Raw genomic sequence first — 15,987 nt, 5'->3', positions numbered from 1 at the left:
GATCACATGTGGATCGGCTTGGCAAAGGTGGCGAGCGCCGCCTCCTTGACCGCTTCGGACATGGTCGGGTGCGCGTGGCAGGTGCGGGCCATGTCTTCCGACGAGCCGCCGAACTCCATCAGAACGGCCGCTTCGTGGATCATCTCGCCGGCACCGAAGCCGAGGATATGAACGCCGAGCACGCGATCGGTCTTCTTGTCGGCCAGGATCTTGACGAATCCGTCGGTCTTCAGCATGGCGCGGGCGCGGCCGTTGGCGGAGAAGGGGAATTTTCCGGCGTTGTACTCGATGCCGGCCTTCTTCAGTTCTTCCTCGGTCTTGCCGACCGAGGCGACTTCAGGGCTGGTGTAGACGACGCCGGGAATGACGTCGTAATTGACGTGGCCGGCCTGGCCGGCGAGGATTTCAGCCACCGCGACGCCCTCGTCTTCCGCCTTGTGCGCCAGCATCGGGCCGGCGATCACGTCGCCGATGGCATAGATGCCCTCGACATTGGTGCGGAAATGACCGTCGGTCCTGACGCGGCCACGCTCGTCCAGCTCGACGCCCGCTTCCTTCAGGCCGAGGCCTTCCGTGTAGGGCTTGCGGCCCGTGGCGACGAGCACCACGTCCGCCTCGATGGATTCCGCATCGCCGCCCTTCGCCGGCTCGAAGGTCACCTTGGCGCCCTTGCCGGATTTGGAGACGTCGGTCACCTTGGCGCCCAGCTTGAAATCGAAACCCTGCTTGGCGAGCATGCGCTGGAACTGCTTGGCGATCTCGCCATCCATGCCGCCGAGGATCGTGTCGAGATATTCGACGACCGTCACCTTGGCGCCGAGGCGGGCCCAGACGGAGCCGAGCTCGAGCCCGATCACGCCGCCGCCGACCACCACGAGGCTTGCCGGCACCTTGGAAAATTCGAGCGCTCCGGTGGACGAGACGACGACCTTCTCGTCGAATGTCACCTCGACGCCGGGAATCCCGGCAACGTCGGAGCCGGTGGCGATGACGATGTTCTTCGTCTCCACCGTCTGTTCCTTGCCGTCGTCGGCCGTGACCTTCACCTTCCCCTTGCCGGCGATGCTGCCGACGCCGCGATAGACGTCGATCTTGTTCTTCTTCATGAGGAAGTCGAGGCCCTTGGTGTTCTGCTCCACCGTCTTGACCTTGTGCTCCAGCATCTTCTTCAGATTGAGCTTCGGCTTGCCCACCTCGACGCCGAGATCGGGCAGCGCATGTTCGGCTTCGGCGAACATCTCGGAGGCGTGCAGAAGCGCCTTGGAGGGAATGCAGCCGACATTCACGCAGGTGCCGCCGTGCGTCGGCAGCTTCTCCACCACCGCCGTCTTGAGGCCGAGCTGGGCGGCCTTGATGGCGCAGACATAGCCGCCGGGGCCGGTTCCGATCACGACGAGATCATAGGACATGTTCCTGCCTTTCCTGCTTTTCGGGGCGGTGGCTAGCGGCCGCCGCTGACATTGAGAAGAGCGCCCGTCGTATAGGACGCGTCGTTGGACAGAAGCCAGAGCGCGGCGCGGGCGATTTCCTCCGCCGTGCCTGGCCGTTTCATGGGAATAAGGGTCGAAAGCCGTGCGGCGCGGTCGGGCTGTCCGCCCGAGGCATGAATTTCCGTGTCGGTGATGCCGGGTCTGACGGCGTTGACGCGGATGCCTTCCTCGGCGACTTCGCGCGCTAGGCCGATCGTGAAGGTGTCGACGGCGGCTTTGGCTGCCGCATAGTCCACATATTCGCCGGCCGAGCCCAGCACGGCGGCGATGGAGGAGATGTTGACGATGGCGCCGCCCCGTCCGCCATGCCGCGTCGACATGCGCTTCACCGCCTCCCTGGCGCACAGCATGGTGCCGATCACGTTGATGCGCATCATCCGCTCGAGGCGGGCGAGATCCATCTGGTCGACCCGTGCCTTGCGGTCCACCACGCCGGCATTGTTGACCAGTGCATCGAGCCGCCCGAACCGCTTGTCGACCGCTTCGAACATGGCGAGGATGTGGTTCTCGCTGGCAATGTCGGCCCTGACGGCGAAGGCTTCGCCGCCCGCGGCCTCGATGGCCCGAACCACCTCGTTGGCAGCCGCCGAATCGGCGACGTAATTCACCGCCACCCGATAGCCGGAGGATGCGGCAAGCCGGCAGACTGCCGCGCCGATGCCGCGTCCTCCTCCCGTCACCAAAAGTGTTTTCGCCTGTTGCGTCATCGCTTGTCGAAGCCGTGTTGCCGGTTTTCCGTCGTCATTCCTGGCAGCCGCTGAGGGCGTAGACATCCCATTCCGGCAGGACGGCCTTGCCGTCGTTCAGCGGGCCGGCCCTGAGCATGCGGCTCAGATCCGGGAACAGGAGCCGTTCGGCGGCGTCCTCGCCCTGGCGCGGGATGAGGCCGATCTCGCCGTCCGTGCCGAGCGCGTAGACCACGCCCTGCCAATGGGTGCAGGCCGCGATTTCCTCCCCGGTGACGTCGCCCTGCGGGCAGTCGAGCATCAGCGCGCCGAAGGGCCTTTCCGGGCCCTGCGTCCACATCACATGCCCTTCCAGGAGGGGGCCTTGCGGCAGGACCAGGCGGAAGCTGTTGGCGACGAGAGCCGCCTCGCTGTCCGGCCGGAAGTCGATGCCCGTTTCGCCGTTCACCTCGGTGTAGACGGACAGTTCCTGGGGGCAGGCGGCCAGCGCCTGCCCCGCGAGGCAGGAAGCGGCGAAGAGGCCGGGAAGGAAGGTCCGCAACCGCATCGCCGCCGGTTCCTAGAGATCGAGCACCAGGCGCTCCGGATCCTCGAGCACATCCTTGATGCGCACAAGGAACGTCACGGCTTCCTTGCCGTCGACGATGCGGTGATCATAGGAGAGCGCGAGATACATCATCGGACGGATGACGATCTGGCCGCCGACGACCATCGGGCGCTCCTGGATCTTGTGCATGCCGAGGATGCCCGACTGCGGCGCGTTGAGGATCGGCGTCGACATCAGCGAGCCGTAGACGCCACCGTTCGAGATGGTGAAGGTGCCGCCCTGCATGTCGGCCATCGACAATTTGCCGTCACGCGCGGCGACGCCGAGCCGGCCGATCTCCTTCTCCACCTCGGCGATGGACATCTGGTCGGCATCGCGCACCACCGGCACGACGAGGCCGCGGTCGGTGCCGACCGCCACGCCGATGTGGCAGAAGTTCTTGTAGATGATGTCGGTGCCGTCGATCTCGGCGTTGACCGCCGGGATCTCCTTCAGCGCATGCGTCACGGCCTTGGTGAAGAAGCCCATGAAGCCGAGCTTCACGCCATGCTTCTTCTCGAACAGATCCTTGTACTTCTTGCGCAGGTCCATGACGGCCGTCATGTCCACCTCGTTGAAGGTGGTGAGCATGGCGGCGGTCGCCTGCGCGTCTTTCAGGCGCCGCGCGATGGTCTGGCGCAGGCGCGTCATCTTCACGCGCTCCTCGCGCACCTCATCCTCGGCGGGCGAGGGGGCGCGGGCGACCTTCGGCGTCTCGGCGGGCGTGCTCGGCGCGCCGCGTTCCATGGCGGCGAGCACGTCGCCCTTGAGGATCTGGCCTTCCTTGCCCGAGCCGGAAACATCGGACGCCTTCACGCCCTGCTCGGTCATCAGCTTTTGTGCCGAGGGTGCGGGCGGGCGGGCGCTTTCGGCCTGCTTTTCCGGCGTCGGCTTTTCGGCGGCGGGCTTTTCGTCCTTCTTCTCCTCCTTCAGCGCGGCGGCGCCGGCGGACGCGCCTTCCTCGATGCGCAGCAGCAGGGCGCCCACCTCGACCTCGTCGCCGGAGGAGACGACCAGTTCCTTGATGACGCCGTCGACCGGCGACATCACTTCCTGGGCGGCCTTGTCGGTCTCCAGTTCGAGAAGCGCCTCGTCGGTCTTCACCGCGTCGCCGACCTTCTTGTAGATCTCGCCGACCTGGGCCTCGGTGACGGATTCACCCGCCGATGGAACGTTCACCTCGACGATTTTTCCGCCGCCGGCCATTTCTGCCTCCTGGTTGTCCTTGCTGGCGGGCGCTGCGGCGCCGGCCTTGTCAGTCTGTGGTTTTGCCTTGCCGTCGCTCTTGCCGCCGGCGATCATGCCGAGCAGGGCGCCGACCTCGACGGTTTCGCCCTCCTTCACCGTGATTTCATCCAGCGTGCCGGATGCGGGCGCGGGCACCTCGATGGAGACCTTGTCGGTCTCCAGCTCGACGAGGGGCTCGTCGGTGGCGATGGTGTCGCCGACGGCCTTCATCCAGCGGGCGATGGTGGCCTCGGCAACGGACTCGCCGAGCGTGGGGACGCGGATTTCTGTCGCCATGTCCTGTCTCCGTCGCTTCCTATTCGCCCAGCGCATCCTCGAGGAAGGCCTCGAGCTGCGCAAGGTGCTTGGACATCAGGCCGGTGGCGGGCGAAGCGGCGGCCGGCCGGCCGGTGTAGCGCACGCGCGTGTTCTTGGCCTCGATGTGCTGCAGCACCCATTCCAGATACGGGTCGATGAAGGACCATGCGCCCATGTTCTTGGGCTCTTCCTGGCACCACACCATCTCGGCGTTGCGGAAGCGCGACAGCTCCGTGATCAGCGCCTTCGCCGGGAATGGGTAGAGCTGCTCGACGCGCAGCAGGTAGACATCGTCGATGCCGCGCTTCTCGCGCTCCTCATAGAGGTCGTAATAGACCTTGCCCGAGCACATCACGACGCGGCGGATCTTCGAATCCTTGACCAGCTTGATCGGCTGGCCTTCCAGATGCTCCGCATCGTCCCACAGGAGACGATGGAAGGTGCTCTCGCCGGACAATTCGCTGAGCGAGGAGACGCAGCGCTTGTGGCGCAGCAGAGACTTCGGGGTCATCAGGATCAAGGGCTTGCGGAAGTCGCGCTTGAGCTGACGGCGCAGGATGTGGAAGTAGTTGGCCGGCGTCGTGCAGTTGGCCACCTGCATGTTGTCCTCGGCGCACATCTGCAGCCAGCGCTCGAGGCGGGCGGAGGAGTGCTCCGGCCCCTGGCCCTCATAGCCGTGCGGCAGCAGGCAGACGAGGCCCGACATGCGCAGCCACTTGCGCTCGCCCGAGGAGATGAACTGGTCGAACACCACCTGCGCGCCGTTGGCGAAGTCGCCGAACTGGGCTTCCCACAGCGTCAGCGCCCGCGGCTCGGCCAGCGAGAAGCCGTATTCGAAGCCGAGCACGGCCTCTTCCGAGAGCATCGAGTTGATGACCTCGTAATAGGCCTGCTGGGGGCCGAGATTGTTGAGCGGGATGTAGCGGTTCTCGTCGCGCTGATCGTAGAGCACCGAGTGCCGCTGCGAGAAGGTGCCGCGCTCGGAGTCCTGGCCGGACAGGCGCACCGGGTTGCCATCGAGCAGGATCGAGCCGAAGGCGAGGGCCTCGGCCGTCGCCCAGTCGATGCCGTCGCCGGAATCGATCATCTTCTTCCGGTTGGCGAGGAAGCGCTGGATGGTGCGGTGCGCCTCGAAATCCTCGGGCACCTCGGCAAGCTTCTTGCCGATTTCCTTCAGCGTCTTGACCGGCACGGCGGTCTTGCCGCGGCGCTGCTCGTCCTCGTCGTCGGCCTTCTTCAGGCCTGACCAGGCGCCGTCCAGCCAATCCGCCTTGTTGGGCTTGTAGGACTGACCGGCCTCGAACTCGGCCTCCAGGTGCGAGCGCCAGTCGCTGCGCATCTTGTCGATGTCGGCATCGGTGACCACGTTCTCGGCAAGCATCTTGCGGGCGTAGATCTCGCCCGTCGTCTCATGCTTGCGGATCTTGCGGTACATGATCGGCTGGGTGAATGCCGGCTCGTCGCCCTCGTTGTGGCCGTAACGGCGGTAGCAGAACATGTCGATGACCACCGGCTTGTGGAAGGTCATGCGGAATTCGGTCGCCACCTTGGCCGCGTAGACCACGGCCTCCGGATCGTCGCCGTTGACGTGGAAGATCGGCGCCTCGATCATCTTCGCCACGTCCGAGGGATAGGGCGAGGAGCGCGAGAAGCGCGGGTTGGTCGTGAAGCCGATCTGGTTGTTGATGATGAAGTGCACCGTGCCGGCGACACGGTGGCCGCGCAGGCCCGACAGGCCGAAGCACTCCGCCACCACGCCCTGGCCGGCGAAGGCGGCGTCGCCGTGCAGCAGCAGCGGCATCACGCGGGCACGCTCTTCCTGCGGCACGACGTCCTCGCGCTTGCGGCCGAACACCTGGTCCTGCTTGGCGCGCGCCTTGCCCATGACGACCGGGTTGACGATCTCCAGATGCGACGGGTTGGCGGTCAGCGACAGGTGCACCTTGTTGCTGTCGAACTCGCGGTCGGAGGACGCGCCGAGGTGATACTTCACGTCGCCCGAGCCTTCCACGTCGTCGGGGGCGAAGGAGCCGCCCTTGAATTCATGGAAGATCGCCCGGTGCGGCTTTGCCATCACCTGGGAGAGAACGTTGAGGCGGCCGCGGTGCGCCATGCCAAGGACGATCTCCTTGAGGCCCATCTGGCCGCCGCGCTTGATGATCTGCTCCAGCGCCGGGATCAGCGCTTCGCCGCCATCCAGGCCGAAGCGCTTGGTGCCCTTGTACTTGACGTCGATGAACTGCTCGAAACCTTCCGCCTCGATCAGCTTCTGCAGGATCGCCTTCTTTCCGTTGGCGGTGAACTCGACGCCCTTGTCCGGCCCCTCGATGCGCTCCTGGATCCAGGCCTTCTCGGCCGGGTTGGAGATGTGCATGAATTCGACGCCGAGGGTCGAGCAGTAGGTCCGCTTGAGGATGTCGAGCATCTGGCGGATCGTCGCGGTCTCGAGGCCGAGCACGTGGTCGATGAAGATCGGCCGGTCGTAGTCGGCCGAGGTGAAGCCATAGGCTTCCGGCGACAGCTCGTTATAGTCCTCGAGGGGCTTGGCGATGCCGAGCGGGTCGAGATTGGCATGCAGGTGGCCGCGCATGCGGTAGGCGCGGATCATCATGATCGCCCGCACGGAATCGCGCGTCGCCTGCTGCACCTCGTCGGCGGAAAGCTCGGCGCCGGTCTTGGCCGCCTTCTCCTTGATCTTGCCGTCGAAATGCTTCTCCAGCGCGCCCCAGTTGCCGTCGAGGGCGGAGACGAGCTCGCCATTGGCGGTCTCGGGCCAGCCCTTCTTCTTCCAGGACGCGCCGGCCGCATTCTTCCTGACATCCGCCGCATCGTCCTTGAGGGCGCCGAAGAAGGAACGCCAATCCTCGCTGACGGAGGCAGGATCGTCCTGATAACTGGCGTAGAGTTCCTCGATATAGGCGGCATTGCCACCATAGAGGAACGAAGTGATCGACATTTCGTCGTTGGCCTGATCTTGCCGTGCCATTGTCTTAGCCGGGACGATGCCCGGTCTCCTTGTTGGACGAAGTGAATGGTGAATAGTGAATGGTGAATGGAAACGAAGACGTTGGACGTTCTTTGTTGCTCAGTTCACCATCGCTGCATTCCATTCACCATTCACCATTTACTATTCACTCACCCCTTGATCGCCTCGACCAGCGTCTGGCCGAGCCGTGCCGGCGAGGGCGAGACCCTGATGCCGGCCGCCTCCATCGCGGCGATCTTGTCTTCCGCGCCGCCCTTGCCGCCGGAGATCACCGCGCCGGCGTGGCCCATGGTGCGTCCGGGAGGGGCGGTGCGGCCGGCGATGAAGCCGGCCATCGGCTTCTTGCGGCCCTTCTTGGCCTCGTCGCGCAGGAACTGGGCCGCGTCTTCCTCGGCCGAGCCGCCGATCTCGCCGATCATGATGATCGACTGCGTCTCGTCATCGGCGAGGAACATCTCCAGCACGTCGATGAATTCGGTGCCCTTCACCGGATCGCCGCCGATGCCGACGGCCGTCGTCTGGCCGAGACCCGCATTGGTGGTCTGGAAGACGGCTTCATAGGTGAGCGTGCCGGAGCGCGAGACGACGCCGACCGAGCCCTTCTTGAAGATGTTGCCCGGCATGATGCCGATCTTGCATTCGTTGGGGGTCAGGACGCCCGGGCAGTTCGGGCCGATCAGGCGCGACGTCGACTTGTCGAGCTTTGCCTTGACCTTGACCATGTCCATCACCGGAATGCCCTCGGTGATGCAGACGATGAGCGGGATCTCCGCGTCGATCGCCTCGATGATCGCGGCGGCGGCGCCTGCCGGCGGCACGTAGATGACGGAGGCGTCGGCGCCGGTCTTCTCCTTGCCTTCGGCGACCGATGCGAAGATCGGCAGCTCGGCGGCGCCTTCCAGGCCGCTGCGCCAGGTTTCGCCGCCCTTCTTCGGATGGATGCCGCCGACCATCTTGGTGCCGTAGTAGGCGAGCGCCTGTTCGGTGTGGAACGTGCCGGTCTTGCCGGTCAGGCCCTGGACGAGGACCTTGGTGTCTTTGTTGACGAGAATGGACATGCTTTTCCCTACAATCGGTTCAATTCAGTGACGGTCAGGGTGCTCTCGGCATTGCCGGTGTTGACGGTGGTCGCAGGTTCGAACATCAGCACGACCGGCTCCTCGGTGAGGGAGCGCGGCCGGTGTTCGACGGTTTTCGGCACCACCAGGAAATCGCCCTCGTCGAGCTCGACGGAGCCGTCGCGAAAATCGATGGCGATCCGGCCCCTGAGGACCAGAAACGCCTCGTCTTCGGCCTCGTGGGAATGCCAGTCGAAGGTCGCACCGAATTTGGCGATCTTGACCTGCGCGTCGTTCACGTCACCCGCAATGTGGGGATCAAACACTTTCCGGATCCGCCGGTCGGCGGCTGCCAGCAGGTTGATCTTCCGAGGAGGCACGGTCTCAGCCTTCCTTCACCGCAGCGACGATCTTCTTGGCCGCATCGTCCAGATCATCGGCGGCGATCACGTTGAGACCGCTTTCGTTGATGATCTTCTTGCCGAGATCGACATTGGTGCCTTCGAGGCGGACGACCAGCGGAACCTTCAGGCCCACTTCCCTGACGGCGGCGACAACGCCTTCGGCGATGACATCGCAGCGCATGATGCCGCCGAAGATGTTGACCAGGATGCCTTTCACGGCCGGATCGGCGGTGATGATCTTGAAGGCAGCCGTCACCTTCTCCTTGGAAGCGCCGCCGCCGACATCGAGGAAGTTGGCAGGCTCGGCTCCGTAGAGCTTGATGATGTCCATCGTGGCCATCGCAAGACCGGCGCCGTTGACCATGCAGCCGATGTTGCCGTCCAGCGCCACATAGGCGAGGTCGTATTTGGAGGCTTCGATCTCCTTCTCGTCCTCCTCGGTCGTGTCGCGCAGGGCAACCACGTCCTCGTGACGGAACAGAGCGTTGCCGTCGAAGGAGACCTTGGCGTCGAGAACGCGCAGGCGGCCGTTCTCCATGACGATTAGCGGGTTCACCTCGAGAAGGCTCATGTCCTTCTCGGTGAACGCCTTGTAGAGGATCGGGAACAGCGTCTCGCCGTCCTTGGCCGCCTGACCGTCGAGCTTCAGCGCCTCGTTGAGCTTCTTCACGTCATCGGCCGTGACGCCCGCCTCGGGATCGATGGCCAGCGTCAGGATCTTCTCCGGCGTCTCCTCGGCCACGGCCTCGATGTCCATGCCGCCCTCGGTGGAGACGACGAAAGCCGGACGGCCGACGGTGCGGTCGATGAGGATCGACAGGTAGAGCTCGCGGGCGATGTCGGCGCCATCCTCGATGTAGAGGCGGTTCACCTGCTTGCCGGCCGGGCCGGTCTGCTTGGTGACCAGCGTGTTGCCGAGCATCTCGTTGACATTGGCAACGACATCCTCAACGCTCTTGGCCAGGCGCACGCCGCCTTTCGAATCGGCGCCGAGCTCCTTGAACTTGCCCTTGCCGCGTCCGCCGGCGTGGATCTGGCTCTTCACCACATAAAGCGGTCCGGGCAACTGCTTGGCCGCGGCTTCCGCCTCGCTCTTTTGAAACACCGGCACGCCATCGGCCACCGGAGCGCCAAAGCTCTTGAGAAGCTGCTTGGCCTGATACTCGTGAATGTTCATGGGGCCGCCTACTCCTTACTTCAGGTTGGGCGCGATGTTGGCGCAGGCCTCGCAGAGGCCGGCAACGGCTTCGACGGACTTTTCGAACATCTTCTGCTCGGTTTTGTTCAGGTCGATCTCGATGACGCGCTCGACGCCGCCGGCGCCGATCACGGTCGGCACGCCGACATACATGTTCTTGACGCCGTACTGGCCGGACAGATGCGCCGCGCAGGGCAGAACGCGCTTCTTGTCCTTCAGATAGCTTTCGGCCATGACGATCGCCGAGGAGGCCGGAGCGTAATAGGCGGAGCCGGTCTTCAGGAGGCCGACGATCTCCGCACCGCCGTCGCGCGTGCGCTGGACGATCTCGTCAATCCTCTCCTTCGAGGTCCAGCCCATCTTGACGAGGTCGGGGATCGGGATGCCGGCGACGGTGGAGTAGCGCGTCAGCGGCACCATGGAATCGCCATGGCCGCCGAGCACGAAGGCCGTCACGTCCTCGACGGAGACCTTGAACTCCTCGGAAAGGAAGTAGCGGAACCGTGCCGAATCGAGCACGCCGGCCATGCCCACCACATGCGTCTTCGGCAGGCCGGAGAACTTCTGCAGCGCCCAGACCATCGCGTCGAGCGGGTTGGTGATGCAGATCACGAAGGCGTTGGGGGCATATTTCTTGATGCCCGCGCCGACCTGCTCCATCACCTTCAGGTTGATGCCGAGAAGGTCGTCGCGGCTCATGCCCGGCTTGCGGGCGATGCCGGCGGTGACGATGCAGACGTCGGCGCCCTCGATGGCCGAATAGTCGTTGGCGCCCTGCATCTTGGCGTCGAAGCCCTCGACCGGTGCGGACTCGGCGATGTCGAGGCCTTTGCCCTGGGGGATGCCTTCGGCGATATCAAAAAGGACGACGTCGCCCAGTTCCTTCAGGCCCGCCAGGTGAGCGAGCGTGCCACCGATCATACCGGAGCCGATGAGAGCGATCTTATCGCGTGCCATGTGGTCAGGATTCCCCCTTGTGTCGAAAGGATAGGTGAGTTTTGTGAAGATAGGTTGCGAGCGTTGCGTGATGCCTGTGTCGTGTCACATCAATGCATTTCAAGCCGTCAGGCGATACGCCCGCTCCCGGCATGTCGGCCGTCCAAATGGACGGGCGGGGCCGTGGGGATGCGGATGCTTCGGCTGGCAAGGCTCCATCAATCAGCCCTTATGCAATAAGCATACTGTGGCAAGAATTCAACCGATTCTTCGCGGGCTAGATATTTCAATCGTTTAGAGGGTTCTTGGTTTACGTAAAAGTAAGAGTTTTGCCGTCGTTTTGAGCAGAGGCGGTCGCCTGGGGCGGCAATCTGCTCTGTTTTGCAAGGCAAGATGTCGCGGGGGAGTGCTCATCCGGCGCGGGCGGCGACCGACATTCCGGCGTCCGCCTCCACGCCGTTCTTCCGCCTCACCTGCGCCAGCCAGTCGTGGCTCTGCATCTCGATCAACCGGGACACGGTGCGTTCGAATTCGAAGGCCTCCGTCCCGGTGGTCGCCGTGTAGAGCGCCTCGGGAGCGGCGGCGGCAGAAAGGTAAAGGCGGGCGCGATTGTCGTACAGCGTGTCGATCAGGAGAATGAAGCGTTTCGCCTCGTTGCGCCGGCGCAGGTCCATCACCGGGACATGATCGATGAAGATCGTGTCGAACGCTGCCGCCAGCGCCAGGTAATCGCGCGCCCCGAGCGGTCTTTCGCACAGGTCGGCAAAGGAAAAGCGTGCGGCGGCGTCCACGGCCTGCGGCACGACCAGCTTGCGGCCCTTGACGGTCAGGCTGCGGGCCTCCGCGGGCCTGCCATCGGCCATCGCCTCCCAGGCCTCGTCCATCTGCCGGTCGGCGGCCTCGTCGTCGGGCGTCAGGTAGACGGGGATGCGGTTCAGTTTCTGCATCCGATAGTCGGTGTGCGCGTCGAGCTCCAGAACGCGCGTGTGCTGCCGAAGAATGCCGATGAAGGACAGGAACAGGCCGCGGTTCAGGCCGTCGCGGTAAAGGTCTTCGGGGGCGACATTGGAGGTCGCGACGAGCACCACGCCGCGCTCGAACAGGGCCGAGAAGAGGCGCGACAGGATCATCGCGTCGGCGATGTCCGTGACGGTGAACTCGTCGAAGCAGAGGACCCACGCTTCCTTGGCGAGCGCGGCCGCGACCGGTGGGATCGGGTCGCTCTGCCGCGTCTCGCCCGATTTCAGCGCTGCCCGGTGCCGGGCGATGCGGTCGTGCGCATCGGCCATGAAGTCGTTGAAATGGGCGCGCCGCTTGTGCTCGGCGGGCACCAACTCGTAGAACAGGTCCATCAGCATGGTCTTGCCGCGGCCGACACCACCATGGATGTAAAGCCCGCGAACCGCCTCGTGGGCCCGGCTGCGCTTGGCGAAAAGCCAGCCGAGCGCGCTCGACTTGCGGGCTAGCCGCTTGTCGCAGATCTCGCCGATCAGCTGGTCGAGCGTCGCCGCCACCTTCATCTGGACCGGATCGCTTGCCAGCGATCCGCTCTCCACCAGATGCTGGTAACGCTGCACAACGGAAGGATGGGTTACGAGACCGTCGCGCAGCGTCATGTCAGGCTTTCGGATCGGCTTTCGGGCCGTGCATGCTGATTGATGGTGTGCCGGTCAGCGGGTCAGGGAGATGGGCTGGCCGCTGGTGGTCTGGCCGTCGAAGCGCTCGGCTCCCGACGAATAGAGGCGGGCGAGCACGCCGCCGCTCTCGTCATAGAACGCAAGCTGCTTGCCTTCGACGTTCCACGATTTGACGCCGTCCATCGGAGCGGGGCAGCGCAGGGGCCCGGCGCGATAGCCTGCTCCGAATTTCGTCTGCGGTGTTGCGATGCGGCAGGACTGGCCGGCGACATTGACGCTCCAGACGCCGGCCACGCTGCCGGTCGAGACATCGGGCGCGTTGGCGGCCGCGTTGGGGTCGAGGGCGGCGACCTGCGTGTCCTGCTGCGGCGGCTCGGGGAAGTTCGACGCATTCGTCGGGCCGGAAGGCGGCGGCAACTGGTTGGAGGTGACCGTGCCGGAGGGAGCGGCGGCCAGGGGCGCCGGCGCGCGGCTGCCGCCCATCGGCGCAAAGCGCTCGCTCGTGCAGCCTGCCATGGCAAGCGCCAGAACAGGAACTGCCATCAATGCGGATTTTTTCAGCGGCATGCGATCTCTCCATTACAGCGCCCAATGCACTGGTGTGGCCAAGAGTTCCAGGGAAGACGCCAATCGTGGCGCTGTTTTGCAATTATAACAGCCCGGACGTGGTTAAGAACCGGTTTCTCGCGCGAGAACGGCCGAGTGTTTCCATTCGGCAACAGTAGGGGCCCATGGGAACCAGCCATTATCTTTCGCGTTGACCTGCCGAACACGCCAAGGGCCGTGCCAAAGGCCGCAACAGAGGGCTCGATTATGCTCAAATGGATACTCATTCTCCTGATCGTCGCCGCGGTGGCAGGTCTCCTCGGCATGAACAGCCTGGCCGGCGCCGCGATGACGGGCGCCAAACTGCTCATCGCCGTCGTGCTGATTCTCTTCCTGCTCGCCGTTCTTGGCATTGTTGTGATCGCCTGATGCCGATCCGCATGGCGGGTGGCCGTTCATCTGGTAATTTCGGCCGTCATCGGCCATATAGGCGCCAGACCCTGTGACACTGGAGCCTCAATGGCGGTGCTGGCACCCTTTGCGAAGATGAACGGCCTTGGCAACGAGATCATCGTTGCCGACATGCGCGGTCGCGCGGATCGCGTGGCGCCGGAGGCGGCGCTCGCCCTGAACGCCGATCCTGTCATGCATTTCGATCAGATCATGGCGATCCACGATCCGCGCGTTGCAGGAACGCACAGCTACATCGAGATCATCAATTCCGACGGCAGCCAGGCGCAGGCCTGCGGCAACGGCACGCGCTGCGTGGTGCAGCAGCTTGCGGCCGAAACCGGTCAGAAGGTGTTCACCTTCCAGACGGTGGCCGGCCTCCTCAACGCACAGGAGCACGAGAACGGGCTGATATCGGTGGACATGGGCAAGCCGCGTTTCGGCTGGCAGGACATTCCGCTGGCAGAGGAGTTCGGCGATACGCGCAAGATCGAGCTGCAGATCGGCCCCATCGACGCACCGGTCCTGCATTCCCCCTCGGTCGCCTCGATGGGCAATCCGCATGCCATTTTCTGGGTCGATGGTGATGTCAACGATTACGATCTCGCCCGATTCGGTCCCCTGCTCGAGAACCATCCCATCTTTCCCGAACGCGCCAACATCTCGCTCGCCCGGGTGACGTCGGGCGACGCGCTGGCGCTGCGGACCTGGGAACGCGGAGTGGGGTTGACGCTCGCCTGCGGCTCGGCCGCCTGCGCGGCGGCCGTTTCTGCCGCGCGCACCGGGCGCACGGGACGGCATGTCACGGTCACGGTGCCAGGCGGCCCGCTCGACATCCTGTGGCGGGACGATGACCATGTCATCATGACCGGGCCCGCCGAATGGGAGTTTTCCGGCCGTTTCGACCCCGCCACCGGCGTTTGGGAGCGTGAGACCGAGGGAGCGGCCTGAATGAAGGTCGACGTGCTCACCTTCGGCTGCCGGCTCAATGCTTATGAGTCCGAGGTCATCAGGCGCGAGGCCGAAAAAGCTGGTCTGGAGGCGCTCGCCGGCGGGGCCGTCGTGGTCAACACCTGCGCGGTGACGGCCGAGGCCGTGCGCCAGGCGCGCCAGGCGATCCGCAGGGCGCGACGCGAGAACCCGGATGCACGCATCATCGTCACCGGCTGCGCGGCGCAGACCGAGCCGGCGACCTTCGATGCGATGAGCGAGGTCGACCTCGTTCTGGGCAATGAGGAAAAGCTCTCCGCCCACAATTACCGGGCGCTGCCCGATTTCGGCGTCAACCAGTTCGAGAAGGTGCGCGTCAACGACATCATGGAGGTGCGCGAGACAGCGTCCCACATGGTCGATTCCATCGAGGGCCGCGCCCGCGCCTTCGTGCAGGTGCAGAATGGCTGCGACCATCGCTGCACGTTCTGCATCATCCCCTACGGCCGCGGCAACTCGCGCTCCGTGCCGATGGGGGCGGTGGTCGACCAGGTGCGCCGCCTCGTCGGCAACGGCTATGCCGAGGTGGTGCTGACGGGGGTGGACCTGACCAGCTTCGGCGCCGACCTGCCTGGAGCCCCGCGGCTCGGGAAGCTGGTGCGTACGGTGCTGCGCGAGGTGCCGGAGCTCAGGCGGCTGCGCCTTTCCTCCATCGATTCGATCGAGGCGGACGGCGAGCTGATGCGCTCCCTTGCGGAGGAAGAGCGGCTGATGCCGCATCTGCACCTTTCGCTTCAGCACGGCGACGACATGATCCTGAAGCGGATGAAGCGGCGGCATCTCAGGGCCGACGCCATCGCCTTCTGCGAAGAGGTGCGGCGGCTGCGCCCGGATGCGGTCTTCGGCGCCGACATCATTGCCGGCTTCCCGACCGAGACGGAGGCGATGTTCGAGAATTCGCTGCGCATCGTCGAGGAATGCGGCCTGACGCATCTGCATGTCTTCCCCTTCAGCCCGCGCGAGGGCACGCCGGCGGCGCACATGCCGCAGGTGGCGCGCGAGCGGGTGAAGGAGCGGGCGGCACGGCTGCGGGCGGCCGGAGACGGCGCCTATCGCCGCCATCTGGAGGCGCTGGCCGGCAGCCGCCAGCGCCTTCTCGTCGAGCGCTCGGGTCTCGGCCGCACGGAAGGGTTCACGCTGGCTTCGCTCGACCGCGGCCAGCCGGGAGAGATTGTCGAGGCGGTCGTCACCGGCCACGACGGGGAGCGGCTCACCGCGGTCGCGCTGAAGCAGGAAGCGGCATAGCAGGCATGGCATTCGGATTTATCAAGAAGGTCTTCTCGTTCGGCAAGAAACAGGTCGAGGAGAAGGGGCTCGAGGAAACCGCCGAGACCGCCACGCCGGAGGCGGATGCCTCCGCCGTCGCACAAGCCGAGGAAACCGCGCCCGCGCAAGAGCCCGCCGAGCCCTTGACCCCGCCGGAACCGGCCCCTGAAATCATTCCAGAGCCAGAGCCAGAGCCAGAGCCAGAGCCA

The 15,987-nt window shown here is 65.0% G+C and carries 14 protein-coding genes and 1 pseudogene; 4 read left to right on the top strand and 11 right to left on the bottom strand.

Going from position 1 to position 15,987, the window contains the following annotated elements:
* Positions 1–2 precede the first annotated feature (2 nt).
* From lpdA to NUU27_RS10265, 11 genes are all read right to left on the bottom strand, one after another.
* The gene (gene lpdA / locus NUU27_RS10315) at positions 3–1,409 is read right to left on the bottom strand and encodes a dihydrolipoyl dehydrogenase (RefSeq protein ID WP_257762015.1); all 1,407 of its coding nucleotides are present in this window, start codon (positions 1,407–1,409) and stop codon (positions 3–5) included.
* A 32-nt stretch (positions 1,410–1,441) separates the two neighbouring features.
* Positions 1,442–2,197, bottom strand: a complete 756-nt coding sequence (locus tag NUU27_RS10310; protein ID WP_257762014.1) for an SDR family oxidoreductase — start codon at positions 2,195–2,197, stop codon at positions 1,442–1,444.
* Between the two features lie 34 nt (positions 2,198–2,231).
* Positions 2,232–2,723, bottom strand: coding sequence for a hypothetical protein (locus tag NUU27_RS10305; protein WP_257762013.1), 492 nt, complete (start codon positions 2,721–2,723; stop codon positions 2,232–2,234).
* Between the two features lie 12 nt (positions 2,724–2,735).
* Positions 2,736–4,286, bottom strand: coding sequence for a 2-oxoglutarate dehydrogenase complex dihydrolipoyllysine-residue succinyltransferase (gene odhB, locus NUU27_RS10300; RefSeq protein WP_257762012.1), 1,551 nt, complete (start codon positions 4,284–4,286; stop codon positions 2,736–2,738).
* A 19-nt stretch (positions 4,287–4,305) separates the two neighbouring features.
* Positions 4,306–7,293: a 2-oxoglutarate dehydrogenase E1 component gene (locus tag NUU27_RS10295; RefSeq protein ID WP_257762011.1), complete on the bottom strand. Its 2,988-nt coding sequence runs from the start codon at positions 7,291–7,293 to the stop codon at positions 4,306–4,308.
* A 149-nt stretch (positions 7,294–7,442) separates the two neighbouring features.
* Positions 7,443–8,351, bottom strand: coding sequence for a succinate--CoA ligase subunit alpha (gene sucD / locus NUU27_RS10290; protein ID WP_257762010.1), 909 nt, complete (start codon positions 8,349–8,351; stop codon positions 7,443–7,445).
* Between the two features lie 8 nt (positions 8,352–8,359).
* Complete coding sequence (locus NUU27_RS10285) at positions 8,360–8,677, bottom strand: cupin domain-containing protein (RefSeq protein WP_257762009.1); 318 nt, start codon at positions 8,675–8,677, stop codon at positions 8,360–8,362.
* Positions 8,678–8,735: 58 nt separating this feature from the next.
* Positions 8,736–9,932 carry an ADP-forming succinate--CoA ligase subunit beta gene (sucC, locus tag NUU27_RS10280; protein WP_257762008.1) on the bottom strand — a complete coding sequence of 399 codons (1,197 nt, stop codon included), beginning with the start codon at positions 9,930–9,932 and terminating at the stop codon, positions 8,736–8,738.
* A gap of 15 nt (positions 9,933–9,947) precedes the next feature.
* Complete coding sequence (gene mdh / locus NUU27_RS10275) at positions 9,948–10,910, bottom strand: malate dehydrogenase (protein WP_257762007.1); 963 nt, start codon at positions 10,908–10,910, stop codon at positions 9,948–9,950.
* A 389-nt stretch (positions 10,911–11,299) separates the two neighbouring features.
* A complete protein-coding gene (gene zapE, locus NUU27_RS10270; RefSeq protein ID WP_257762006.1) occupies positions 11,300–12,505 on the bottom strand; it encodes a cell division protein ZapE in 1,206 nt (401 codons plus the stop codon).
* 54 nt (positions 12,506–12,559) lie between these two features.
* Positions 12,560–13,093, bottom strand: coding sequence for a protease inhibitor Inh/omp19 family protein (locus tag NUU27_RS10265; protein WP_257762005.1), 534 nt, complete (start codon positions 13,091–13,093; stop codon positions 12,560–12,562).
* A 246-nt stretch (positions 13,094–13,339) separates the two neighbouring features.
* Between NUU27_RS10265 and NUU27_RS10260 the strand changes: the two genes are divergently transcribed.
* The 4 genes and pseudogenes from NUU27_RS10260 to NUU27_RS10245 all read left to right on the top strand — a co-directional run.
* A complete protein-coding gene (locus NUU27_RS10260) occupies positions 13,340–13,501 on the top strand; it encodes a DUF1328 family protein (protein ID WP_009450858.1) in 162 nt (53 codons plus the stop codon).
* Between the two features lie 90 nt (positions 13,502–13,591).
* Entirely contained in the window at positions 13,592–14,473 is an 882-nt protein-coding gene (gene dapF / locus NUU27_RS10255; protein WP_257762004.1) for a diaminopimelate epimerase, read from the top strand.
* Positions 14,474–15,757, top strand: a complete 1,284-nt coding sequence (gene mtaB, locus NUU27_RS10250; protein WP_257762003.1) for a tRNA (N(6)-L-threonylcarbamoyladenosine(37)-C(2))-methylthiotransferase MtaB — start codon at positions 14,474–14,476, stop codon at positions 15,755–15,757.
* Positions 15,758–15,762: 5 nt separating this feature from the next.
* Positions 15,763–15,987, top strand: a pseudogene (locus NUU27_RS10245) (signal recognition particle-docking protein FtsY); the annotation flags it as partial.

This window comes from Nitratireductor sp. ZSWI3, assembly GCF_024655565.1.
Taxonomy (GTDB): Bacteria; Pseudomonadota; Alphaproteobacteria; order Rhizobiales; family Rhizobiaceae; genus Nitratireductor.
Note: the sequence above shows the minus strand (reverse complement) of the source record. Positions and strands in the feature narration are given on the sequence as shown.

Bases quoted from the DNA above. Each gene is read 5' to 3' on its own strand.
- lpdA (WP_257762015.1), bottom strand. From the start codon at position 1,409: ATGTCCTATGATCTCGTCGTGATCGGAACCGGCCCCGGCGGCTATGTC.
- NUU27_RS10310 (WP_257762014.1), bottom strand. From the start codon at position 2,197: ATGACGCAACAGGCGAAAACACTTTTGGTGACGGGAGGAGGACGCGGC.
- NUU27_RS10305 (WP_257762013.1), bottom strand. From the start codon at position 2,723: ATGCGGTTGCGGACCTTCCTTCCCGGCCTCTTCGCCGCTTCCTGCCTC.
- odhB (WP_257762012.1), bottom strand. From the start codon at position 4,286: ATGGCGACAGAAATCCGCGTCCCCACGCTCGGCGAGTCCGTTGCCGAG.
- NUU27_RS10295 (WP_257762011.1), bottom strand. From the start codon at position 7,293: ATGGCACGGCAAGATCAGGCCAACGACGAAATGTCGATCACTTCGTTC.
- sucD (WP_257762010.1), bottom strand. From the start codon at position 8,351: ATGTCCATTCTCGTCAACAAAGACACCAAGGTCCTCGTCCAGGGCCTG.
- sucC (WP_257762008.1), bottom strand. From the start codon at position 9,932: ATGAACATTCACGAGTATCAGGCCAAGCAGCTTCTCAAGAGCTTTGGC.
- mdh (WP_257762007.1), bottom strand. From the start codon at position 10,910: ATGGCACGCGATAAGATCGCTCTCATCGGCTCCGGTATGATCGGTGGC.
- zapE (WP_257762006.1), bottom strand. From the start codon at position 12,505: ATGACGCTGCGCGACGGTCTCGTAACCCATCCTTCCGTTGTGCAGCGT.
- NUU27_RS10265 (WP_257762005.1), bottom strand. From the start codon at position 13,093: ATGCCGCTGAAAAAATCCGCATTGATGGCAGTTCCTGTTCTGGCGCTT.
- NUU27_RS10260 (WP_009450858.1), top strand. From the start codon at position 13,340: ATGCTCAAATGGATACTCATTCTCCTGATCGTCGCCGCGGTGGCAGGT.
- dapF (WP_257762004.1), top strand. From the start codon at position 13,592: ATGGCGGTGCTGGCACCCTTTGCGAAGATGAACGGCCTTGGCAACGAG.
- mtaB (WP_257762003.1), top strand. From the start codon at position 14,474: ATGAAGGTCGACGTGCTCACCTTCGGCTGCCGGCTCAATGCTTATGAG.